The sequence below is a fragment of the Mucilaginibacter boryungensis genome (assembly GCF_015221995.1).
Classification (GTDB): Bacteria; Bacteroidota; Bacteroidia; order Sphingobacteriales; family Sphingobacteriaceae; genus Mucilaginibacter; species Mucilaginibacter boryungensis.
In genome coordinates this window covers 21,133-40,991 of sequence record NZ_JADFFM010000002.1, presented here as the reverse complement: position 1 = coordinate 40,991, position 19,859 = coordinate 21,133, and the positions used below count along the sequence as shown (strand labels likewise).

The following is a 19,859-nucleotide window of genomic DNA, read 5'->3' as shown; positions in this document are numbered from 1 at the left end:
ATATATACGCCAAAAAATATAGCGATATGAAGAAAAATATGATCAAACAAGCCATTGTAGCCCTGATAATAACAGGTACATTGGTTTCATGTACCAAAAAGCTGGATTTGCTGCCTACTAACGATGTTACGGCAGAAACGGTTTACAGCACTGTGACTGGATACAAACAAGCTGCTGGTAAAGTTTACGGAGCGTTTGCCTTAACCGGTAACCAGGGCCCTGCTGGCGATGATAACACCAAAGATATAAAAGGCATTGACGAGGGTACTTCCGACTTTTTACGTTTATTCTGGAAAGCCCAGGAACTAAGCACCGACGAGGCTGTAATAGGCTGGGGCGACGTTGGTATCCAGGATTTTCATAATATGAACTGGAGCGCCAGCAACCCTTTCTTGAAAGGCTTATACTACCGCTCGCTTTACCAGGTTACCCTGGCAAACGATTTTATCCGCCAGTCGGCTGATGATAAATTAAGTAGCCGCGGCATTACCGGTACCGATGCGGATAACATCCGCAAGTTCCGCGCTGAGGCCCGTTTTTTAAGGGCTTATCAATATTGGGTACTGCTTGACCTGTTTGGCAGCGTGCCATTGGTTACAGATGCCGATGTGATTGGTGTTACCGTACCTAAACAAGCTTCACGTACCGAATTGTTTAACTATGTTGAATCGGAACTGAAAGCCATTGATGGCCAGTTAGCCGCGCCAAAAAGCAATGAATACGGCCGCGCCGATCAGGCCGCCGATTGGGCTTTATTAGCACGTTTATACCTGAATGCGCAGGTTTACACAGGCACCGCTAAATATACCGAAGCCATTACTTACGCAAGTAAAGTAATTGGTGCTGGCTATAGCCTGGTAACTAATTACCCATGGTTAATGCTGGCTGATAATAACTTAAATACTAACGAGTTTATTATGACCATTAATTATGATGGTTTACATACCCAAAGCTACGGCGGTTCAACCTTCCTGGTGCATGCAGCGGTAGGTGGTTCAGAAAGCGCCAGCCAATTCGGTATCGGCGGCGGCTGGGGTGGTGCACGTACTACTAAAAACCTGGTTAACCTGTTCCCCGATGCTACAGGTGCTGCCGATAAACGGTCGCAGTTCTATACCAACGGCCAAAATCTCGAAATCAAAGATATCAGCGCATTTACTGATGGTTACGCGGTTACTAAATACAAAAACGTGACCCGTACAGGTGCGCAAGGCCAAAGCCCTGATTTTTGCGATGTAGATTTTCCAATCTTCCGCTTACCTGAAATGTACCTGATATATGCCGAGGCTGTATTACGTGGTGGTAGCGGTGGCAATTTGGTTACTGCTCTTGGTTACATCAACGCCCTGCGCGCACGTGCTTATGGCAATGCTACAGGTGCTGTTGCAACTATCGACCTGAACTTTATCCTTGACGAGCGTGCCCGCGAATTATACTGGGAAGGCTTCCGCCGCACCGATCTGGTGCGTTACGGTAAATTTACCGATGCCAGCTACTTATGGCCGTTTAAAGGCGGTGTAGCCGGTGGTAAAGGTGTGGAATCGTTCAGGAATATCTATCCGATACCATCAGATGATATTACCGCTAACCCGACACTTAAACAAAACACAGGATACTAAAAATATAAGGGCGTGGCTGCAAGGCCATGCCCTTTAAACAAAACTTATTTTAACCTGAGAGTAAAGATGAAAACATTAATTACCAAATTTTTAGCATTAAGCTGCCTGGCTGTAACAGTGCTGGCAGCATGCAAAAAAGATGAAACCAGGGTAGTGGCCAATAGCAATCCAACAGCCAGCACTTTGACTTTATCTACCACCGCGCCTACATTAAATAAGGCTACCTTAACGGCTAATGCCATTACTATTACGGCTACCCCGCAAAGTTATGGCTATAATGCTGCCGTTAATTACACTTTGCAACTGGCGGTTAAGGGAACCAATTTTGCTAAGCCCGTCGAGATCGGTTTAACTGCATCAGCCCTGAGTAAAAGCTGGACAGTGCAGGATTTTAACAACCTGTTATTATCTATGAACCTGCCGTTCACTTCAGCGTCGCAGGTTGAGGTTCGTTTAAAATCATTTTTAAGCCCAACTTCAACTACAGGCATTGTCTATTCAAACGTAGGTACTATTACTGCTACACCTTTCCCATTGGTGGCTTATGTTTATGTACCAGGTGCTTATCAGGGTTGGAACCCGGCTACAGCGGATAGCTTGCAATCGGCTACAGGCAATGGCGTTTATACGGGTATTATCAACTATACCGGCACCGATTTTCACTTTAAAATTACCCCAGCCAAAAAATGGGATGTAGCTTATGGTGATGCAGGTGGCGGGAAGATCAGCACCAGTGGTGGCGATATCCTTGCACCGGGTGCAGGGCTGTACCAGGTAACTGTAGATTTAAACGCCAATACCATTACTATGGTTAAAGCGGCTGCGTATTACAGCGTTATTGGGGATGCTACCGCAGGTGGCTGGGGAAACGATACCGACATGAAATTTAACAACGGCACCCAAATATGGGAGATCACCATACCATTAGTTTCAACAGGCCAGTTCAAAGTACGTAAAAACCACGATTGGACAATTAGCTACGGTATCCCTAAAACTGGCGCTAATGGCAGCACACTGGCGTCGTCAGATGATGACAACATCCCGGTTGCTGCAAACGGCACGTATAAGTTTACTTTCGCACCTATCGGCACCGATAATGCAAAGGCTACCTATACGCTGGTAAAACAATAACATTTCTTATCCGGCCTGCCCAAAGCAGGCCGGATTATTAAAACTAAATTTTACCCTAATAAATATCACGCCTAAAAATGGGTGAATGATATCGTATTATCTCTAAAATTCTAAAAATGTACATTAAATTTCGCTGGCTGTTAATCTTGTTGTTAGTGGTAGGATATGTGGGTGCTTTTGCGCAGAACAGCCCGGTTAAAAGCGTGGGTAATGTGCGTAACGTTACTATAAATGGCCAGCAAATAAACATTACTACCGATAACGCTTTCGCGGAAGTTACCGTGTACAGCCCTAACATTATCCGCGTCCGTATGGATAAGCAGCAGTTGCCTGCCGATTTCTCGTACGCCGTTATCGCGCAGCCGCAAAAAACTAAAGCTACTATTTCACAAACCCAAAGCGAAGTAACTATCGTCACCGATTCGCTGAAGGCTACTATTACCAAATCGCCATTCGCGGTTACGTTTTATACTACCGATGGTAAGATCATCAACCAGGATGAAACCGGCCTGACCACCTCATGGGTGAACGAATCGGTGACTACCTACAAACATATGCAGGACGGCGAGCGCTTCATCGGCCTCGGCGAAAAAACCGGCGACCTTGACCGCCGTGGCAACGGCTACACCAACTGGAATACCGATGCTTTTGGTTATCAGGCCAATCAGGATCCTATTTATGCTACTATCCCGTTTTATATGGGCATACACCATGGCTTAAACTATGGTATATTTTTAGATAACACCTATCAAAGCGATTTTAACTTTGGTGCCAGCAACAACCGCTTCTCGTTCTTCGGCGCGCGCGGGGGCGAGATGAATTATTACTTCATTTATCATAAACAGGTTGCGGACATCATTTCTTCATATACCCAGCTAACCGGTCGCATGAAAATGCCGCCGCTGTGGAGCCTGGGCTACCAGCAAAACCGTTACAGCTATTACCCCGAAACCGAGGTTTTCCGCATTGCACAAACGCTGCGCGAAAAGAAGATACCTGCCGACGGCATTACGCTGGACATCCATTACATGGATCATTACAAAGTATTTACCTGGGACAAGGAACGTTTCCCTGATCCTAAAAAAATGACTGACAAGTTAAAAGATATGGGTTTTAAAACCACTGTCATCGTCGATCCCGGCGTGAAGGTGGAAAAAGGCTACGGTACTTACGAGCGTGGTTTGGCCGCGAACATTTTTGCCAAATATCCCGACAGCACAAATTATACCGGCGAGGTATGGCCCGGGTGGTGTCATTTCCCCGATTTTACGAATCCCAAGGCGCGCTTATGGTGGGGCAGCGAATTGAAAAAATACGGCGAAGATGGTATCAGCGGTATCTGGAATGATATGAACGAGATCGCGACCTGGGGCCAAAAAATGCCGGACAATATTATATTCGATTATGACGGCCGCAAGGCATCGAACATGCAAACACACAACGTTTACGCCATGCAAATGACCCGCGCCAGCTACGAGGGGGCAAAAGTGGCTTTCAATAAACGCCCTTTTGTATTAACCCGTGCGGGGTATGCAGGCTTGCAGCGCTATACCGCCATCTGGACTGGCGATAACCGCTCGGAGGACAGCCACATGCTGGCAGGTGTACGCTTACTGAATAGCATGGGCTTAAGCGGTATCCCGTTCACCGGGATGGATATTGGCGGCTTTACCGGTGGTGCAACACCAGCATTATTTGCCCGCTGGATACAGATAGGTGCGTTTAACCCCTACTTCCGTAATCACACGGCCGTAAACACCAAGTCGGCCGAGCCATGGACTTTTGGCGAGGAGGTAATGGAAATATCGCGTAACTATATCAGTCTGCGTTATAAACTGATGCCGTACCTGTACAGCACGTTTTACGAGGCCACCCAAACCGGCAAACCGGTAATGCGTTCACTGGCTATCGATTATACGCAGGATCAGAATATCTATAACACGCAGTTCCAAAATCAATACCTATTTGGCAGCGCATTTTTGGTGATGCCTTTCGAGGGGGGCGCGCAGTTTGGTAAAGTATATTTCCCTGCTGGCAAATGGTATAACTTATACGATGGCGCGGTACAAGCCGGTGGCGAACAAAAGCTGATTGAAGTAGGTATGCAGAAACTGCCGGTTTATGTGAAGGAAAGCAGCATTATCCCTATGCAATCGCTGGTACAAAGTACTGCTGAAAAGCCGACCGATACCCTAATGGTACACATTTACCAGGGCGCGCAAAACAACAACTATACTTATTACGAGGACGACGGCGAGAGCTTTAACTACGAGAACGGCGCTTACTTTAAACGCCTGATCAGTTATGATGCGGCTAAGCGCGAGATTGCTTTCGCTAAAGCGGATGGTGCGTTGAAATCGAAATTCAATAAAATAAAAGTGATGATGCATGGATTCGGGAACGGGGCATTTAAAATGAACGGCAAAAGCATCAATATGAATGACGATTTTGTATCGTTCCTGAACCCGCTCAGTAAGTTCGATCCGCAAGGCTCGGCCAATGCTACCGAAGGTGAGAAGGTAAAAAGTATCATTATAAAAAATAACGGGGAAGCATTCTCCATCAGCTACTAATATGAAACTGAAATTAACCATACCATTTTGTTTCACCCTGATATCGGGCTACCTAATGGCGCAAATACCCGCGCTGGATAAAGTAGAGCCGGCCTTTTGGTGGGCAGGGATGAAAAACCGTAAGCTGCAATTGCTGGTACACGGGCAAAACATTGCGGGCAGCACGGTAAGCCTGCATTATCCCGGCGTAAAGCTGGCAGCGGTGCATAAGGTTGAAAATGCTAACTACCTGTTTATCGATTTGGAAATATCGGCGGCAGCCAAACCGGGCAAATTTCCTATCAGCTTTAAAAAAGCCGGTGGCAAGGATTTGGTCTATAATTATGAGTTGATGCAACGCAATCACTCAGCGCAATGGGCGCAGGGTGTTACAAATAAAGACCTGATCTACCTTATTATGCCCGACCGTTTCAGCAACGGCGACCCGAAAAATGATGTGGTCCCCGGTATGCGCGAAACAGGTTTAAGCCACGATTCGATGTATTCTCGTCATGGCGGCGATTTGCAGGGTATCATCAATCACCTGGATTATTTGAAAAACTTAGGCGTTACCGCGATATGGCTGACGCCGGAGATTGAGAACGACGAGCCCCACGCATCCTACCATGGCTACGCGGTGACTAATTATTATAAAGTCGATCCCCGTTACGGGACTAACGAATTGTACAAAACCTTTGTAGCTAAATGCCACGAAAAAGGCCTGAAAGTAATTAAAGATCTGGTGCATAACCACGCCGGTACCGAAGGCTGGATATTGCAGGATATGCCGATGAAAAGCTGGGTACACCAGTGGCCAAAATATACCAACTCCAACTTCCGCGACGCGGCAGTGATGGACCCCCACGGTGCTGCTGCCGATAAAAAACAAATGCTGGATGGCTGGTTTGATCGCAGTATGGCTGACATCAATCAAAACAATCCCTATGTGCAGAACTATCTTACCCAAAACCATATTTGGTGGGTGGAATATGCCGGTGTTGATGGCTTCCGCCTGGATACTTACCCGTATAACGATCCCGCCTACATGGCCGATTGGGCCCGCAAGGTAAAAGCCGAATTTCCACACTTGTCCATCTTCGGCGAAACGCTGGTATGGTCGGTGCCTAACCAGGCTTATTTTACACAGGGCAATACCGTTAACCGTGGCTTTGACACCCAACTGCCCGGTGTAACCGATGCGCAGATAAAAGACGCTATATACGAAGCCCTGAATGGTAAAGAAGGCTGGACAGACGGCGTTAACCGCCTGTACAACATCGTGGCGCAGGATTTTATGTACCAGGACCCAACCCGCAACACTATCTTTTTAGATAACCATGACATGAGCCGGTTCTACAGCATGGTAAAGGAAGATTTTACCAAATACAAAGCAGGTATGGCCATGTTGCTCACCATGCGCGGCGTGCCCCAAATGTACTACGGCGACGAGATACTGATGAAAAACTACAGCGACCCGGATGGAAAGGTACGTGAGGATTTCCCGGGCGGCTGGGCTGGTGATAAGAAAGATAAATTCACCGAAGCCGGGCGCAGTAAGCAGGAAAACGAAGCCTTTGATTTTGTACGCACGCTGGCCAATTATCGTAAAACCAGCACCGCGCTGCAAACCGGTAAAATGATGCAGTATATCCCGCGCCAGGGCGTGTATACTTATTTCAGGTACGACGCAAAAAGCACTGTGATGATAGCTTACAACGGCAACGACAAGGAAACAATGCTTGATACCGGCTATTTCACCGAACGCATGGCTGGCTTCACCAGCGGTGTTGATGTGCTGACCGGCAAGAACCTAACTAATTTAAAGCAGGTAATTATACCTGCCAAAACCACAATTGTAATTGAATTAAAGAAATGATTGCGCTTGAACAACAGGAGGAGGTAACAGTGAAGCCTACAGCGAAAAAGGTAATAGAGCGGCCGAAACTAAGCTTTTGGCAAATCTTCAACATGAGTTTTGGCTTCCTGGGGATACAGTTTGGCTTTGCCTTGCAAAACGGCAACGCGTCGCACATATTGCAAACATTTGGGGCCGATGTAGAGCACCTCTCATTGTTTTGGCTGGCAGCGCCTATTACGGGCATGATCGTTCAACCTATTATCGGCCATTACAGCGACCGCACCTGGAACAAACTGGGCCGTCGCAAGCCATACTTCCTTACCGGGGGTATCCTGGCAGCTATAGCGCTGGTGCTGATGCCCAATTCATCCATGCTGATGTTCCTGCCGCCGCTAATGGTCGGCGCGGGTATGCTGATGATTATGGATGCTACCTTTAACGTGGCTATGGAGCCTTTCAGGGCATTGGTTGCTGATAATCTGCCGGATAGTCAGCGCAGTACCGGTTTTTCTGTACAGACGTTTTTAATAGGCATTGGGGCGGTAGCCGGTTCGTGGCTGCCTTACATATTTGCTGAAAAGCTTGGTGTTGCTAAAGTGGCGCCTAAAGGCCATATTCCCGATAATATCCTGTTCTCGTTCTACGCGGGCGCGGCGGTGCTGGTGATTAGCCTGTTATATACTATTTTCACTACTAAAGAATATCCGCCTGCGGTTTACCGGCAGTTCGATCATGAAGAAGCCGAGGAAGGCCACCAGGGTTTATCCGCCATCTTCCGCGACTTGGCACACATCCCCGCCACTATGAAACAGTTGGGTTTGGTGCAGTTCTTCTCGTGGTTCGCGCTGTTCTCTATGTGGGTGTTTATGGCACCGGCTGTAGCCCAGCATGTTTATCATGTAGCGCCAACCGATACCACTTCTGCCACCTTTGCCGACGCGGGTAACTGGGTAGGTATTTGTTTTGGCATTTACAACGGTATCTCGGCCATTTACGCCCTGATGTTGCCAGCTGTAGCCCGTAAAACCAGCCGCAAATCGGCACATGCTTTATCGCTGATTGCCGGAGGGGTAAGTTTGGTATCCATATTTTTTATCCAAAACCCTACCATGCTGGTTATCCCCATGATTGGTATCGGCCTGGCCTGGGGCAGTATTTTGGCCATGCCTTATGCCATCCTTTCCGGATCGATCCCGGCTAAGAAGATGGGGGTGTATATGGGCATTTTCAATTTGTTCATTACCATTCCGCAAGTGGTTAATGGCTTTTTTGGCGGCTGGGTAGTAAAAAACATCTTCGGCGGTCAGGCCATTTATGCCATTGTACTGGCGGGCATATTTATGCTGTGCGCAGCGGTATCGGTACTATATGTGCAGGATAGCCGCGATATCAAAGTATCTAAAAAATTAATAGTAGCTGAATAAACATCATCTATCAAAATAAATATCATGAGAAAACTATTTTTATTGCTGACAACCTGTGTGCTGTTGTTTTGTGCGGCGTGCGGCAAAAAAAGTTTAGACCCAACGCCCGATAATGGCAATGGCGGCACAGTTACACCACCGGTAGCTAACGGTAAAGCGTTACCCTCAGGCGCTAAGGATGGCGTGACCTTCATCAACAACGGCACATCGGCTATATTTAACCTGATAGCTCCGGGCAAAACATCGGTAGCGGTTATTGGCGAGTTTAATAACTGGCAGCCTACCGCCATGAATGTTACCCCCGATGGCAACAACTGGTGGGTACAAATTGATGGCCTTGATGCTAATAAAGAATATGCTTATCAATTTTTAGTAGATGGTACACTGAAAGTAGCCGACCCGTATTGCGAAAAGATCTTAGACCCCAGTAACGATCAGTACATCAATCAAAAAACAACAGTTTACCCTAACCTTAAAGGTTACCCCACCGGGCAAAGCGGGATAGTGAGCGTAATGCAGGCCAACCAAACCGCTTACAGCTGGAAGAACACCAGCTTCGCCCGACCGGACAAAAAGAATTTGGTGATCTACGAATTGCATGTGCGCGACTTTGTTGCTACCCATGATTATAAAACACTAAAAGATACCCTGAACTACCTGAGCAATTTGGGCGTTAACGCGGTTGAACTGATGCCGGTGAACGAGTTTGAGGGTAATTCATCCTGGGGATATAACCCATCGTTCTACTTCGCGCCTGATAAGTATTACGGTACCAAGAACGATTTGAAAGCACTGATTGACGAGTGCCACAGTCGTGGTATGGCAGTGATTTTGGATATGGTGCTGAACCATTCATTCGGACAATCGCCAATGGTTCAGTTGTACTTCGACCAGGCATCGCAAAAGCCTACCGCCGCTAATCCCTGGTTTAATATCAATGCCACGCACCCTTACAGTGTTGGCTACGATTTTAACCACGAGAGTGCCGCCACCAAATATTTTTCTAAAAACGTAATGAAGTTTTGGATGCAGGAATACCACATTGATGGTTACCGTTTTGACCTGGCCAAAGGTTTTACTCAACACGTCAGCAGTGATGATGCAGGTTTTGCCGCCTACGATGCCAGCAGGGTTGCCATTTGGAAGGAGTACAACAGCTTTATAAAAAGCGTTGACCCGAATAATTTTTACGTGATACTGGAACACTTTGCGGTTGACCAGGAAGAGAAGGAACTGACCGATAACGGCATGATGGTTTGGTGCAACAACAACTATAACTTTAACGAGGCAACGATGGGTTGGGTGCCCACCTCAAACTTCTCGCGCCTGTACTACACCAATCACACCGGCTTTACCCAGCCCGATGGCATTGTAGGCTACATGGAAAGCCACGACGAAGAACGCCTGATGTATAAGAATGAAATGTATGGGAATACGGGAGGCGCTAACGGCTATAACGTGAAAACCATAGCTACTGGCCTGGCCCGACAGGAAGCGGCCGCGGCATTCCTGCTGACCGCACCGGGACCGAAAATGATATGGCAGTTTGGCGAAGTGGGGTACGATATTAATATTGATTACAACGGCCGCACAGGTGAAAAACCTATCCATTGGGAATACAACCTGGATGCTAACCGCCATAAACTTTATAAGGCTTTTGCCAAGCTGATAAAAATGAAAATAGCTAACCCAGTGTTTACTGCCAGCACCATGACCTATAACGCCGCCGGTGCTATAAAAACGGAAACACTGAGCGGCTCTGGTGTTACCGTGGTTGTAGTGGGTAATTTTGATGTGAATGCCCAATCTGCTACTGTGGCCTTCCCAACCGCAGGCACCTGGTACGATTATATGAGTGGCACTACCATCAACGTAGCGCTGCCATACACTGCGACATTAGCACCGGGCGAATACCATATTTACAGCAATGTGGCTTTAAAATAAAATTGATTTTGGTTTGAATGATGGGCGGCGGCTTTCGGGTTGTCGCCTTTTTTGTTGGTAATGACTTCATCAGCCTACTATAGTTCGCTGCCGTTAAATTGGGCTTGTGAGCCCAAAAATATGGTTTACACGATTTTTTATTAAAGTGTTTATAATCAGCTAATTAATCAAAAATAACCCCTGATTTTGTAAACCATGTAAACCATGATTTGGCGATGGTTTACATAGGCCGCGGCTTGTGGCCCTCTTACTTCCTATTTAAATTGAAACGATTGCCGGAAGGCTACCAGCACTTTCAGGTATACTTCACGGTCGACACCAAAGGTAGCGGGATGTTCGGGCTTCACAGGCCGGCCATTTTTGAACCGCATAGGGAATAGTGCTACAAAGTCGCGCCGGGTAATTTCGTACCGCAGCCAGGGATCGTTACGGTGTATTTCTTCCAGCCGCATTTCAAACAGCGATACGTCTATTGGGTCAACATTCATTGCATCAAAAATATAAATCCTGTGGTTATAAATAATGGCAATATAAATATCATACGTTCCAACATTCGCCTGTCGACACAAAACCTTCATTTACCGAGACATCCATCTTTATATGTTTTAGCCTAAGTACGTTTGAGCAACAAATAATTACTAAAACTTTAACACGATGGAAAGGAAGAACTTTTTAAAAAGCTTAATGATAGGGGCAGTTTCAACATCTGTATTAATAGATGCTTGTAAAAAAGACAGCGCATCTACTACCGATACCACCACCGGGACAACCACCACTACCACCGGGGGCGCCAGTACATCAAACGGTTGTGTTGTAGCGCCCGATGAAACAGAAGGGCCTTTCCCTACAAAGGCGCCCGCATCCTATGTGCGCAGCGATATTACCGACGGCCGTACAGGTTACAAGTTAACAGCTAAAATTACAGTCGTTAATCATAACAATAATTGTAATGCCTTATCAGGGTTATTGGTTGATATATGGCATTGTGATGCCGAGGGTAATTATTCAGAATATGGCGGCACCAGCATGCAAAGCACAAATTATACAGCAGTACATTTTTTACGTGGCCGCCAAACTACCGATTCAACCGGTACGGTTACCTTCACCAGTATATTTCCCGGCTGGTACAGTGGCAGGGCTACACATATCCATGTCCATATTTACACTGCATCCGGTACATCTTTAAAAGTTACTCAAATTGCTTTTCCGGAAGGTACCGGCACTGCGCTTGCCGCAGTTAATGGTTATACCAAAGGAATGACAGGTTATACCTACAACAAAAACGACGGCGTTTTTAGCGATGATACTGCCGGTATCGAAATTGCCACGGTTACAGGCAATGTAACCGCTGGCTTTGCTTTATCTATCAACTTGTCCGTCTCAGTGTAACTATTCGATACCCAAACATATAACGGCGCTTAAGGGTTAACTTTTGCGCCTTTTTTATTACCGCAATGAACAACCGCATCATTACCCTGTGCTATCGTAAAATTATCAGACCAAATTCCCTGCAACCGTGGGAAAAAATGGTACACGAGGATAGCTATATGGAATTTAAAATGCAGGCGCAAAATTTTAGTGTCGGCACACAGATCACATCATATGCCGAGTTATTGCGACAAGTACCCAACGCCCAGCAATTGCCCGATAGGGTGGCGCCATCAGTTAGCGGTTATGTACAGCAGTTGGGCGGCATTATACCCGATATATTGAACACCCTGGGCAGGCGTTTTTTGCGTTTTAATAATTTCCAGTTTGAGATTATAAATTCCGATATTAGTGATAGCGATAAACATGTAATTGCGATCAATTTTTTTTCAACCCCTTTGCTGTGGATTGATACGGTGGATAATTACCTGCTGGTATCAGCATATCAGGAAAAAATCGGCACATCGGCTGATATTGAAATATTGACCGATCTATTTCAATTACAGCCATATTTAAATATACATAGTTTGGCCTTACCCGAATCCCTTTAGAGAAGGCTTATAGATATCAATGGAAAAAACATCACCAGGACAAATATATTTGGCTGATTTGCGCGGTATTACTGAAACGGAGCAAGCAACGCAATGGAGTACCTTTAATTATGGTGATTATAATGATGAAAGCCGCAAACCATTTGGGCCATTACTTACACTGAATGATGAATTGTTTATGCCCGGCCATAAAGCATTATATCAACCTATTCAGTCTGTATGGTCGGTAGTGATACCTATAACCGGCGAGTTGCTTTGTATTGATGACCTGCATAATAATAGCACAATTGATGTAGGCCAATTAAAGGTGCGGTATATACCCGCGGGCAATACCATTCAACTGGCTAACCCTTATGACAATGAACGAATAAATTTCCTGTACCTGGAATTTAAGGCCAATGAACTGGAAATGGCCACACTGGTACCCCAGGTATACAGTTTTGATTTTAATGGAAGACAAAATACATTGATCGATGTAGTCACCACCAGTCAGCCCGATGCCCTGCACGTTTTGCCGTTTACATTACACATTGGAATGTTTAATGGGCGTGAAGAAGCCTTTTACAAGGTAAAAAAAGATAATTTGTTTTTTGCTTTTATAATTGCCGGCGCGTTTGAATTGCAAGGGCGCCTAATGCACCAGCGCGATGGATTGGCCTTATGGGATTTGCATGAAGCGGATATGGAAGCATTAAGCAATAACGGTGTTATACTGATATTAGAAATGAAAAAGCAGGCTTAATGGCCTGCTTGCTGCATATAATTTCTGCTTTTAATATCCGTGGAATGGGTTAAACCCCTCCATGTCTTTTGTTAGCGCCACCCATTCGTTCTGGTATTGTTTTAGCGCCGATAAATAGTAAAATAATTACAATCGTGAGGATGAACTCCTGTACTCCAAATCCGCCCATAATAGTTTAATTTTTAGTGTTTATATTAATTAGTGATATAAATATATTAGTTTGTTTTTAATAAAAAAATAAAATAGCGACGAAAATTTATTTTGTATCGATTAAATTACTTTTTCTGTAAAGATTAAAGCAGCGCACGAATTTGTACCACTGCAATTAATAGATGTAAGTGCTATAAATAGTGAGTGTGATAATTAATTCACACGTCTATAATGGAAATCAACACGTTTCTTTTTGCCGTTGATTGTTCCGTCTATCCAGGCATTTAACGAATCTTTTCCGATAAATTGATAGGCTACAATTTGTGGGTAATCGTGTCCGGCATTGCTAAACATATACACCCCGTTATAAGCCGATGTCAGTTTAAAAGGAACAGGTTTGCCCTCATTTTGGCCGTTAACCGTTGGGATATAAAAGATGTAGCCCTCTTTAAGCAGCAATTGTATATTTTCTTCAATGATTGTATCAGCCCCCGAAATTCTGAAACCCCGGCCGGTTAGTTGAGTATCTCCTGCCCGTTCCCATTGCTCGCAAATAAAACCTTTTGGCGTTTTCATTTTCCAGGTGCCGCCGGCTAATTGGTGCAAAGGTTTAAAAGTATCCTGCTGAACATATAAAGTGAAGGATAGCAGGGAAAGCACGGGTAGTAACCAAATAATCTTCATGGTGTAAACACATTAGGTTTATCAAATTTACTAAATAAAACAAGGTAGTGATCATACCCCGTTTAGGGGGATATTTATAAGTGCTATCAGCATATCGTATGGTGTAATCAACACATTTGCAGGCATTTATTCGGGTGATATTTGGTTAAAATAAATATCACAAGATTATGAGAAACAAAATTTTACTGGTATGTATGGTCTTAGGATTATCTGCCGCAATCAGCACCGGTTATGCTTCCGATAAAACTACTCCGGGATATAACGAGGTAATAAACAACTATATCGATAGCTATATTAATGGCAATTACAAAAAGCTTGACAAGGTATTAAGCGACGATGCATGTGTTAAGATCCCTCGTGCCGATGTGGTGTTGGTACATAGCAAAAGCAAACTGCTTGAAAAAATGAAAGGCGAAGGAAATATTACCCAAAATTGCGAGTCGGAATATAAAGTGCTGGATAAAAGCGATGCTATGATTATAGCTAAGGTTGATTTTAAGTATCGCGAGTTTACCCAGCATAATTACCTGGTGTTGGAAAAAGATGAAAATAAAGAATGGAAGATAACCCAGGTGTGCAGGTTTTTTCAGGATGTAAAACAACCCAATGCCGAAACAGCGCCTAATGTTACGGCCAGCAAATAATTATTGCTACCTGTATAAAAAACGTTAAATTTAAAATAGTTTGACTCATAGGCTGGTTTATTATAATCACCCCAAACGGGTGATTTTTTTTATTTATAATAACGTTTATTTTGATTAGGAAATGGCTGTTGCCATTAAAGTTTATAAGGTTAAAATTGGATAACAGAATAAAGGATATCATGCGGCGGGTTATTGGCCTAATGGTTGTAGCGTGCGGCTTTTTGATAAATGTAAGTGATGCGCTGGCCCAAAAATATATGTTCTCGCATTACGATATAGAGAATGGGTTAATACAATCGCAGGTAAATAAAATATATCAGGATAACAGCCACCGTTTATGGATGGGCACATTAGGGGGCGCCTGCCGTTTTGATGGGATGGATTACTATGCCATATCAAAGGCAACCGGGTTGATCAATAACTTTGTGTTTGCCATTTACACGGATAAGCAGGGCACTGTATGGTTTGGCACATCGCACGGGCTGGCCTGTTTTAAAGATCAAAAAATACATAATTATACTATTCCTCCGGGCATAAAAATTACCTGGATAAACCAGCTTAAGCAGGATGCGGACGGTACCATATGGGGCATTATTGGCAACAGGCTTTTTAAGGTTAATGATAATAAGCTTGTTGTAGTAAAGGTAGCGGGTATATATGATACTGTTAGCGCTATTACTACAAATAAACAGGGAAAATTATTTGCAGCCGTGCATAGCGCGGGTATATTTTGTTTAAATGGCAAAAACTGGGAAACCTATCTGAAATTCTCGCCGCCGTTTACGGATGTATATGTTCAAAAATTACTGTTTGATAAACAAGAACCGGATAAGCTGTTTATACAAACGTTTAAATTTATCGGGGTAGGGCAAAAGGGCAAGCTGACTATATATGCCGGCGATATATTAAAGAGGATAGCCGCATCCTTTCTAACGATTGAATTGGATGCTTATAATGATATTTGGATTGGGACAAACAGCGGGGCATATCGTTTAAAAAACAACAAGTTAACCCATTTTGATAACAGTAATGGTTTCAGTAGCGCATCTGTCACTGATATTTATAACGATAAGGATAACAACCTGTGGCTCGGTACGCAGGGCGATGGTGTATATCGTTATAACGGAGATGACTATGTGATCTATGATCGATCCAACGCGGTAAAAGAGCAACCTATTGTAATGGCGTTGGCACAGGATAATGAACGAAACGTTCTGTTGGGTATTGATGGCGGCGGCGTTGCCCGTTTCGATGGTAAAAGTTTAACCAACATTTGGTTAAATAGTACGGGTATAGACTACCGCCGGGTACAGGCATTATATAAAGACCATAACGGAATAATTTGGGTAGGTACCAGTGGCAGCGGATTGTGGAAGTATGACGGCCGCAATTTTACCATTATAAAAGGTACCGAACATAACACTATAAACAATATTGTTGAGGATGCCGATAACCTGCTTTGGCTGGCTATGCCGCGCGGACTGTATTATTACGATAAAAGTAATTTTAATGCGGTAGGGGTAAATGTGCATACTTCAGCATTATTACCGTTAAGCAGGGATTCTATTTTATATGGAACACAGGAAGGTGTGGGACTACTGATCAACAAAAGAACAGTGCCCGACTTTAAAATAAAACAGATGGGGACATCGGCCATATTTTGCATGATAAAATATAAAAACTTTGCCATTATAGGGACGGATGATCAGGGCGTTTATATATGGGACCGCAATAATGGCCATGTGCGTAATTTACAAGTGAAAGACGGGCTTAAAGCCAATAGTATTTATAGCCTTGCGGTTGATGAGTTTGGATTAATTTGGGTAGGAACGGGACGCGGTGTAAGCCGTTTCAAGCTGAATCAGCAAAATATGGACTGCCAGGTATTTAACACCAGTTATTCTAAAGAACAGATCATTGAATCGAACCAAAATGCAATGTTGTATTATGATCATAAAATGTATGTGGGAACAACCAAGGGAATGTCTGTTTATAATACATCAATGCCGGTTACATCATCATTAGGGCCGTATGTTATTATAAACAATATCAAACTTTACGGACCGAACAATTCAAAATCTAAAATATTAATTGATGCGGCACAGTATAATAATATGGTACTGCCGTATAGCCAAAACCACCTGGCCATAGGCTTTTTAGGCGTTTATTTAAAAAGTCCCGAAAGTGTTACGTATCAATATCGTTTAACAGGGTTAGATGATAAGTTTTGCGCCCCTATGAAAAATGATGTGGTAGACTATCCTTCGCTGCCCCCTGGTCAGTATACTTTTGAAGTTAAAGCAATCAGTGGCGATGGGCAACTATCAAAAAACGTTGCCAGTTTTAGCTTTGAAATAACACCACCTTTTTATCGTACCTACATTTTTCAGTTCGGCGCTATTTTGTTCCTGATTTTTGTAGGCGTGGGTTTACAATACTTCTTTCACGAACGCAAATTACAACGTCAGCGATCGTTAGAAGCTATGAAGCGCGAAGAAAAACTGAAAATACGCCAGCAAACTGCTGAAGATTTTCATGATGACCTGGGTAATAAGCTAACCCGCATTACGGTGTTGTCGGATATTCTTGATGCTAAGATGGACCCCGATAAGGCGGAACAAAAGAAATTGGTATCGCAAATAAAACAAAACGCCGCTGCATTATATAACGGTACCCGTGACATACTTTGGGCTATGGACCCTAAAAGTGACAACCTGTACGAGGTACTGAACCACATTAAAGAAACGGGGATAGAGACCTTTGAAGATACCATGGTTGAGTTTGTTTTTGAAGGTATTAGCGATGAGCAAAAGGCAATTAAGTTACCAATGGAATATAGTCGCAATATCACAATGATATTTAAAGAACTACTCAATAACGTACTTAAGCACGCCGATGCCCGGCACGTAAAAGTTGAATTTAACTATCCTGAAAAAGATCAGGCTAAAATAAGGATAACCGATGACGGCATGGGTTTCGATACCAGTGCAACTAAACGCGGTCATGGTTTAAATAACGTGAAAGCCCGCGCCAAACGTATAGGGGGCGAAGTAACCAGCACTTCGGCCAAAGGGCAGGGAACTGCTATTGAGTTAATATTTAGAATAAACAAAAAAGCCTGATACAATAATTATATTTGATGGAAATGGAACGTGATATACGAATTGTGATAATTGAGGATGATGAAACCATCCGCACTGGTTATTCATTCCTGATTGGCTCTACCGATGGCTACGATGTAATAAATGCCTATGCCAGTTATGATGAAGCAGCCGGGCATTTAGTAGCCGACCGACCCGACGTAATATTGCTTGATATTGAGCTCCCCGGAACTAATGGGATTGAAGCATTGCCTAAAATAAAGAGAATGCTGCCGCATTGTTATGTGCTTATTTTAACCGTCTATGAATCGCAAAAGCAGATATTTGACGCGCTGGCTAACGGGGCATCGGGCTATTTAACCAAGGGGACACCTGCCGTAAAGATCATCGAATCGATAAAAGAGGTAAAAGAGGGGGGCGGCCCTATGAGTGTGAACATTGCCCGTATGGTGATCAGTTCGTTTATGAAAAATCCGGATTCACCACTTTCCAAACGCGAAACACAGATACTGGAGCTGGTGGTAGAAGGAAAAAGCCGTAGTCAAATAGCCAAGGAACTATTTATCGACCTGGAAACCGTACGCAGCCACATCAAAAACATCTATCTTAAGCTGGATGTAAATTCCCGCGCTGATGCCATTAAAACAGCTAAAGAAAATAAGCTGATATAAGAAGTTGAGACTCCGTCTGATTAGTGAGGGCCCCTTTCTAAATCACAAATGATACAAAACAAGAAAGCCCCGATACCTCGGGGCCTTCACCATAAACAAAACTATAAACTTTAACTATTATTTAAAAACGCTGTAAACGTTTGTTATTTTCCAGCCTTCGCCGGTGTTGGCTACGGTTACGTAATTGCTGCGGGTAAAGCCGTCATAATTCATGTCAACTTTTACTACGCTTACGTTATCGTTGTTTTCCACTACCGATGTTGATACGGTGCAGGTTTGCTCAACATCTTTGCTGCCTTTTAAAAAGTCAAGCATTTCGGTTTTGCCATAGCTTAGTACTTTAGTGCCGCGCAACATGCTGAACTTAGCAGTAGGGTCAAGTACTTCATTTAAGCCTTGCAATTTACCGCGGCTCATGGCATCCACATAAGTGTTAATAGCATGGTTTTTTGTTAATCTTTCTACTGGTTTATCTGCAGCTTTAGCAACACAAACAGTAGCTAATAAAGCGAAGCCTAAGGCTATTGATTTTAAGGTTTTCATATATTCGATTTTTAAAATGTGGTTATTGATTAATTACACCTATAAGATGCCGTCACAATACAAAACGTTACAGCAAATCGTACAGAATAGTGATATTTAACAATTTTTTAACAAATTAGGCTATAATTAACCAAACCCACTTTTGCGTGTTTGAAGCAGAAAACAGTGCATGATCAGCTATAATACCATCATATTACAATTTGCCGACCAGGGCGAAAAAACCGGGTGGACCTATATTGATGTCCCTGCCGATTTGGCTCAACAATTGAAACCTGGTAATAAAAAATCATTCAGGGTGAAAGGCATGTTGGATAGTTTTCCTATTAAAGCTGTAGCATTGATGCCTATGGGCGAGGGAGCTTTTATAATGGCCATTAACGCCGAGATGCGCAAGGGGATCCACAAGCGTGCCGGCGCTATGTTAAAGATAACGCTTGAGGTTGATACTAATACCGAAGTAATTATCCCTGATGATTTGCAGGAATGTTTTGAATATGAACCCCAGGCACAGGAATATTTCAATTCCTTACCCGAAGGCCATCGCCGTTATTTCGTAAATTGGATAAACAGCGCCAAAACCGAACCAACCCGCGCTAACCGCATAGCCAATACCATTGAAGCCATGCTGCATAAATGGACTTACAACGAAATGATGCGGGCGATGAAGAAGATGAAGGAGTAAATGTGTAAATGTACAGATGTGCGAATGACTAGATTTGTAATTCAATAATGACCAAATGACGGTGTAACGAAATGACTCGATGACGCGAAAGTAAAATGACCCACCTTCCCCCAATATATCTCTACCGTCGCATTG

The 19,859-nt window shown here is 43.9% G+C and carries 16 protein-coding genes; 13 read left to right on the top strand and 3 right to left on the bottom strand.

Going from position 1 to position 19,859, the window contains the following annotated elements; genetic code table 11:
- Positions 1-26: 26 nt before the first annotated feature.
- From IRJ18_RS12995 to IRJ18_RS12970, 6 genes are all read left to right on the top strand, one after another.
- Entirely contained in the window at positions 27-1,619 is a 1,593-nt protein-coding gene (locus IRJ18_RS12995; protein ID WP_194106757.1) for a RagB/SusD family nutrient uptake outer membrane protein, read from the top strand.
- A 66-nt stretch (positions 1,620-1,685) separates the two neighbouring features.
- The gene (locus IRJ18_RS12990) at positions 1,686-2,750 is read left to right on the top strand and encodes a SusE domain-containing protein (RefSeq protein WP_194106756.1); all 1,065 of its coding nucleotides are present in this window, start codon (positions 1,686-1,688) and stop codon (positions 2,748-2,750) included.
- A 116-nt stretch (positions 2,751-2,866) separates the two neighbouring features.
- Positions 2,867-5,323, top strand: a complete 2,457-nt coding sequence (locus IRJ18_RS12985) for a glycoside hydrolase family 31 protein (protein WP_194106755.1) — start codon at positions 2,867-2,869, stop codon at positions 5,321-5,323.
- A gap of 1 nt (position 5,324) precedes the next feature.
- Positions 5,325-7,178 carry a glycoside hydrolase family 13 protein gene (locus tag IRJ18_RS12980; protein ID WP_194106754.1) on the top strand — a complete coding sequence of 618 codons (1,854 nt, stop codon included), beginning with the start codon at positions 5,325-5,327 and terminating at the stop codon, positions 7,176-7,178.
- A complete protein-coding gene (locus tag IRJ18_RS12975; protein WP_228072847.1) occupies positions 7,175-8,584 on the top strand; it encodes an MFS transporter in 1,410 nt (469 codons plus the stop codon). Before IRJ18_RS12980 ends, IRJ18_RS12975 begins: the two co-directional genes overlap by 4 nt.
- A gap of 24 nt (positions 8,585-8,608) precedes the next feature.
- Entirely contained in the window at positions 8,609-10,528 is a 1,920-nt protein-coding gene (locus IRJ18_RS12970; RefSeq protein ID WP_194106753.1) for an alpha-amylase family glycosyl hydrolase, read from the top strand.
- A gap of 254 nt (positions 10,529-10,782) precedes the next feature.
- On the opposite strand, the gene IRJ18_RS12965 is transcribed toward IRJ18_RS12970, so the two are convergent.
- Complete coding sequence (locus IRJ18_RS12965; protein ID WP_194106752.1) at positions 10,783-11,016, bottom strand: hypothetical protein; 234 nt, start codon at positions 11,014-11,016, stop codon at positions 10,783-10,785.
- Between the two features lie 166 nt (positions 11,017-11,182).
- Between IRJ18_RS12965 and IRJ18_RS12960 the strand changes: the two genes are divergently transcribed.
- The 3 genes from IRJ18_RS12960 (at position 11,183) to IRJ18_RS12950 (ending at position 13,249) form a co-directional block, all read left to right on the top strand.
- On the top strand, positions 11,183-11,917 hold the full coding sequence (locus IRJ18_RS12960; protein WP_194106751.1) for a dioxygenase family protein: 735 nt from the start codon (positions 11,183-11,185) through the stop codon (positions 11,915-11,917).
- A 65-nt stretch (positions 11,918-11,982) separates the two neighbouring features.
- Positions 11,983-12,507 carry a hypothetical protein gene (locus IRJ18_RS12955; protein ID WP_194106750.1) on the top strand — a complete coding sequence of 175 codons (525 nt, stop codon included), beginning with the start codon at positions 11,983-11,985 and terminating at the stop codon, positions 12,505-12,507.
- Between the two features lie 19 nt (positions 12,508-12,526).
- A complete protein-coding gene (locus IRJ18_RS12950; protein WP_194106749.1) occupies positions 12,527-13,249 on the top strand; it encodes a pirin family protein in 723 nt (240 codons plus the stop codon).
- A 363-nt stretch (positions 13,250-13,612) separates the two neighbouring features.
- Here IRJ18_RS12950 and IRJ18_RS12945 read toward each other — a convergent pair whose 3' ends face one another.
- Positions 13,613-14,083 carry a DUF6265 family protein gene (locus tag IRJ18_RS12945; RefSeq protein ID WP_194106748.1) on the bottom strand — a complete coding sequence of 157 codons (471 nt, stop codon included), beginning with the start codon at positions 14,081-14,083 and terminating at the stop codon, positions 13,613-13,615.
- A gap of 167 nt (positions 14,084-14,250) precedes the next feature.
- On the opposite strand from IRJ18_RS12945, the gene IRJ18_RS12940 reads away from it, so the two are divergent.
- The 3 genes from IRJ18_RS12940 to IRJ18_RS12930 all read left to right on the top strand — a co-directional run bounded on the left by IRJ18_RS12940 (position 14,251) and on the right by IRJ18_RS12930 (position 18,499).
- A complete protein-coding gene (locus tag IRJ18_RS12940) occupies positions 14,251-14,727 on the top strand; it encodes a nuclear transport factor 2 family protein (protein WP_194106747.1) in 477 nt (158 codons plus the stop codon).
- A gap of 155 nt (positions 14,728-14,882) precedes the next feature.
- Positions 14,883-17,849, top strand: coding sequence for a ligand-binding sensor domain-containing protein (locus tag IRJ18_RS12935; protein ID WP_194106746.1), 2,967 nt, complete (start codon positions 14,883-14,885; stop codon positions 17,847-17,849).
- A gap of 23 nt (positions 17,850-17,872) precedes the next feature.
- On the top strand, positions 17,873-18,499 hold the full coding sequence (locus IRJ18_RS12930; protein WP_228072846.1) for a response regulator transcription factor: 627 nt from the start codon (positions 17,873-17,875) through the stop codon (positions 18,497-18,499).
- A 117-nt stretch (positions 18,500-18,616) separates the two neighbouring features.
- Here the strand turns inward: IRJ18_RS12930 and IRJ18_RS12925 are convergent, their stop codons facing one another.
- The gene (locus tag IRJ18_RS12925; RefSeq protein ID WP_194106744.1) at positions 18,617-19,042 is read right to left on the bottom strand and encodes a nuclear transport factor 2 family protein; all 426 of its coding nucleotides are present in this window, start codon (positions 19,040-19,042) and stop codon (positions 18,617-18,619) included.
- Between the two features lie 169 nt (positions 19,043-19,211).
- On the opposite strand from IRJ18_RS12925, the gene IRJ18_RS12920 reads away from it, so the two are divergent.
- Positions 19,212-19,724, top strand: coding sequence for a YdeI/OmpD-associated family protein (locus IRJ18_RS12920; protein WP_194106743.1), 513 nt, complete (start codon positions 19,212-19,214; stop codon positions 19,722-19,724).
- The last annotated feature ends 135 nt before the right edge of the window (positions 19,725-19,859 follow it).

What these genes read in the sequence shown, in the direction of transcription:
- IRJ18_RS12930 (WP_228072846.1), top strand. Translation starts at nt 17,873, where the DNA reads ATGGAACGTGATATACGAATTGTGATAATTGAGGATGATGAAACCATC.
- IRJ18_RS12950 (WP_194106749.1), top strand. Translation starts at nt 12,527, where the DNA reads ATGGAAAAAACATCACCAGGACAAATATATTTGGCTGATTTGCGCGGT.
- IRJ18_RS12925 (WP_194106744.1), bottom strand. Translation starts at nt 19,042, where the DNA reads ATGAAAACCTTAAAATCAATAGCCTTAGGCTTCGCTTTATTAGCTACT.
- IRJ18_RS12945 (WP_194106748.1), bottom strand. Translation starts at nt 14,083, where the DNA reads ATGAAGATTATTTGGTTACTACCCGTGCTTTCCCTGCTATCCTTCACT.
- IRJ18_RS12980 (WP_194106754.1), top strand. Translation starts at nt 5,325, where the DNA reads ATGAAACTGAAATTAACCATACCATTTTGTTTCACCCTGATATCGGGC.
- IRJ18_RS12920 (WP_194106743.1), top strand. Translation starts at nt 19,212, where the DNA reads ATGATCAGCTATAATACCATCATATTACAATTTGCCGACCAGGGCGAA.
- IRJ18_RS12995 (WP_194106757.1), top strand. Translation starts at nt 27, where the DNA reads ATGAAGAAAAATATGATCAAACAAGCCATTGTAGCCCTGATAATAACA.
- IRJ18_RS12975 (WP_228072847.1), top strand. Translation starts at nt 7,175, where the DNA reads ATGATTGCGCTTGAACAACAGGAGGAGGTAACAGTGAAGCCTACAGCG.
- IRJ18_RS12985 (WP_194106755.1), top strand. Translation starts at nt 2,867, where the DNA reads ATGTACATTAAATTTCGCTGGCTGTTAATCTTGTTGTTAGTGGTAGGA.
- IRJ18_RS12940 (WP_194106747.1), top strand. Translation starts at nt 14,251, where the DNA reads ATGAGAAACAAAATTTTACTGGTATGTATGGTCTTAGGATTATCTGCC.
- IRJ18_RS12970 (WP_194106753.1), top strand. Translation starts at nt 8,609, where the DNA reads ATGAGAAAACTATTTTTATTGCTGACAACCTGTGTGCTGTTGTTTTGT.
- IRJ18_RS12965 (WP_194106752.1), bottom strand. Translation starts at nt 11,016, where the DNA reads ATGAATGTTGACCCAATAGACGTATCGCTGTTTGAAATGCGGCTGGAA.
- IRJ18_RS12960 (WP_194106751.1), top strand. Translation starts at nt 11,183, where the DNA reads ATGGAAAGGAAGAACTTTTTAAAAAGCTTAATGATAGGGGCAGTTTCA.
- IRJ18_RS12990 (WP_194106756.1), top strand. Translation starts at nt 1,686, where the DNA reads ATGAAAACATTAATTACCAAATTTTTAGCATTAAGCTGCCTGGCTGTA.
- IRJ18_RS12955 (WP_194106750.1), top strand. Translation starts at nt 11,983, where the DNA reads ATGAACAACCGCATCATTACCCTGTGCTATCGTAAAATTATCAGACCA.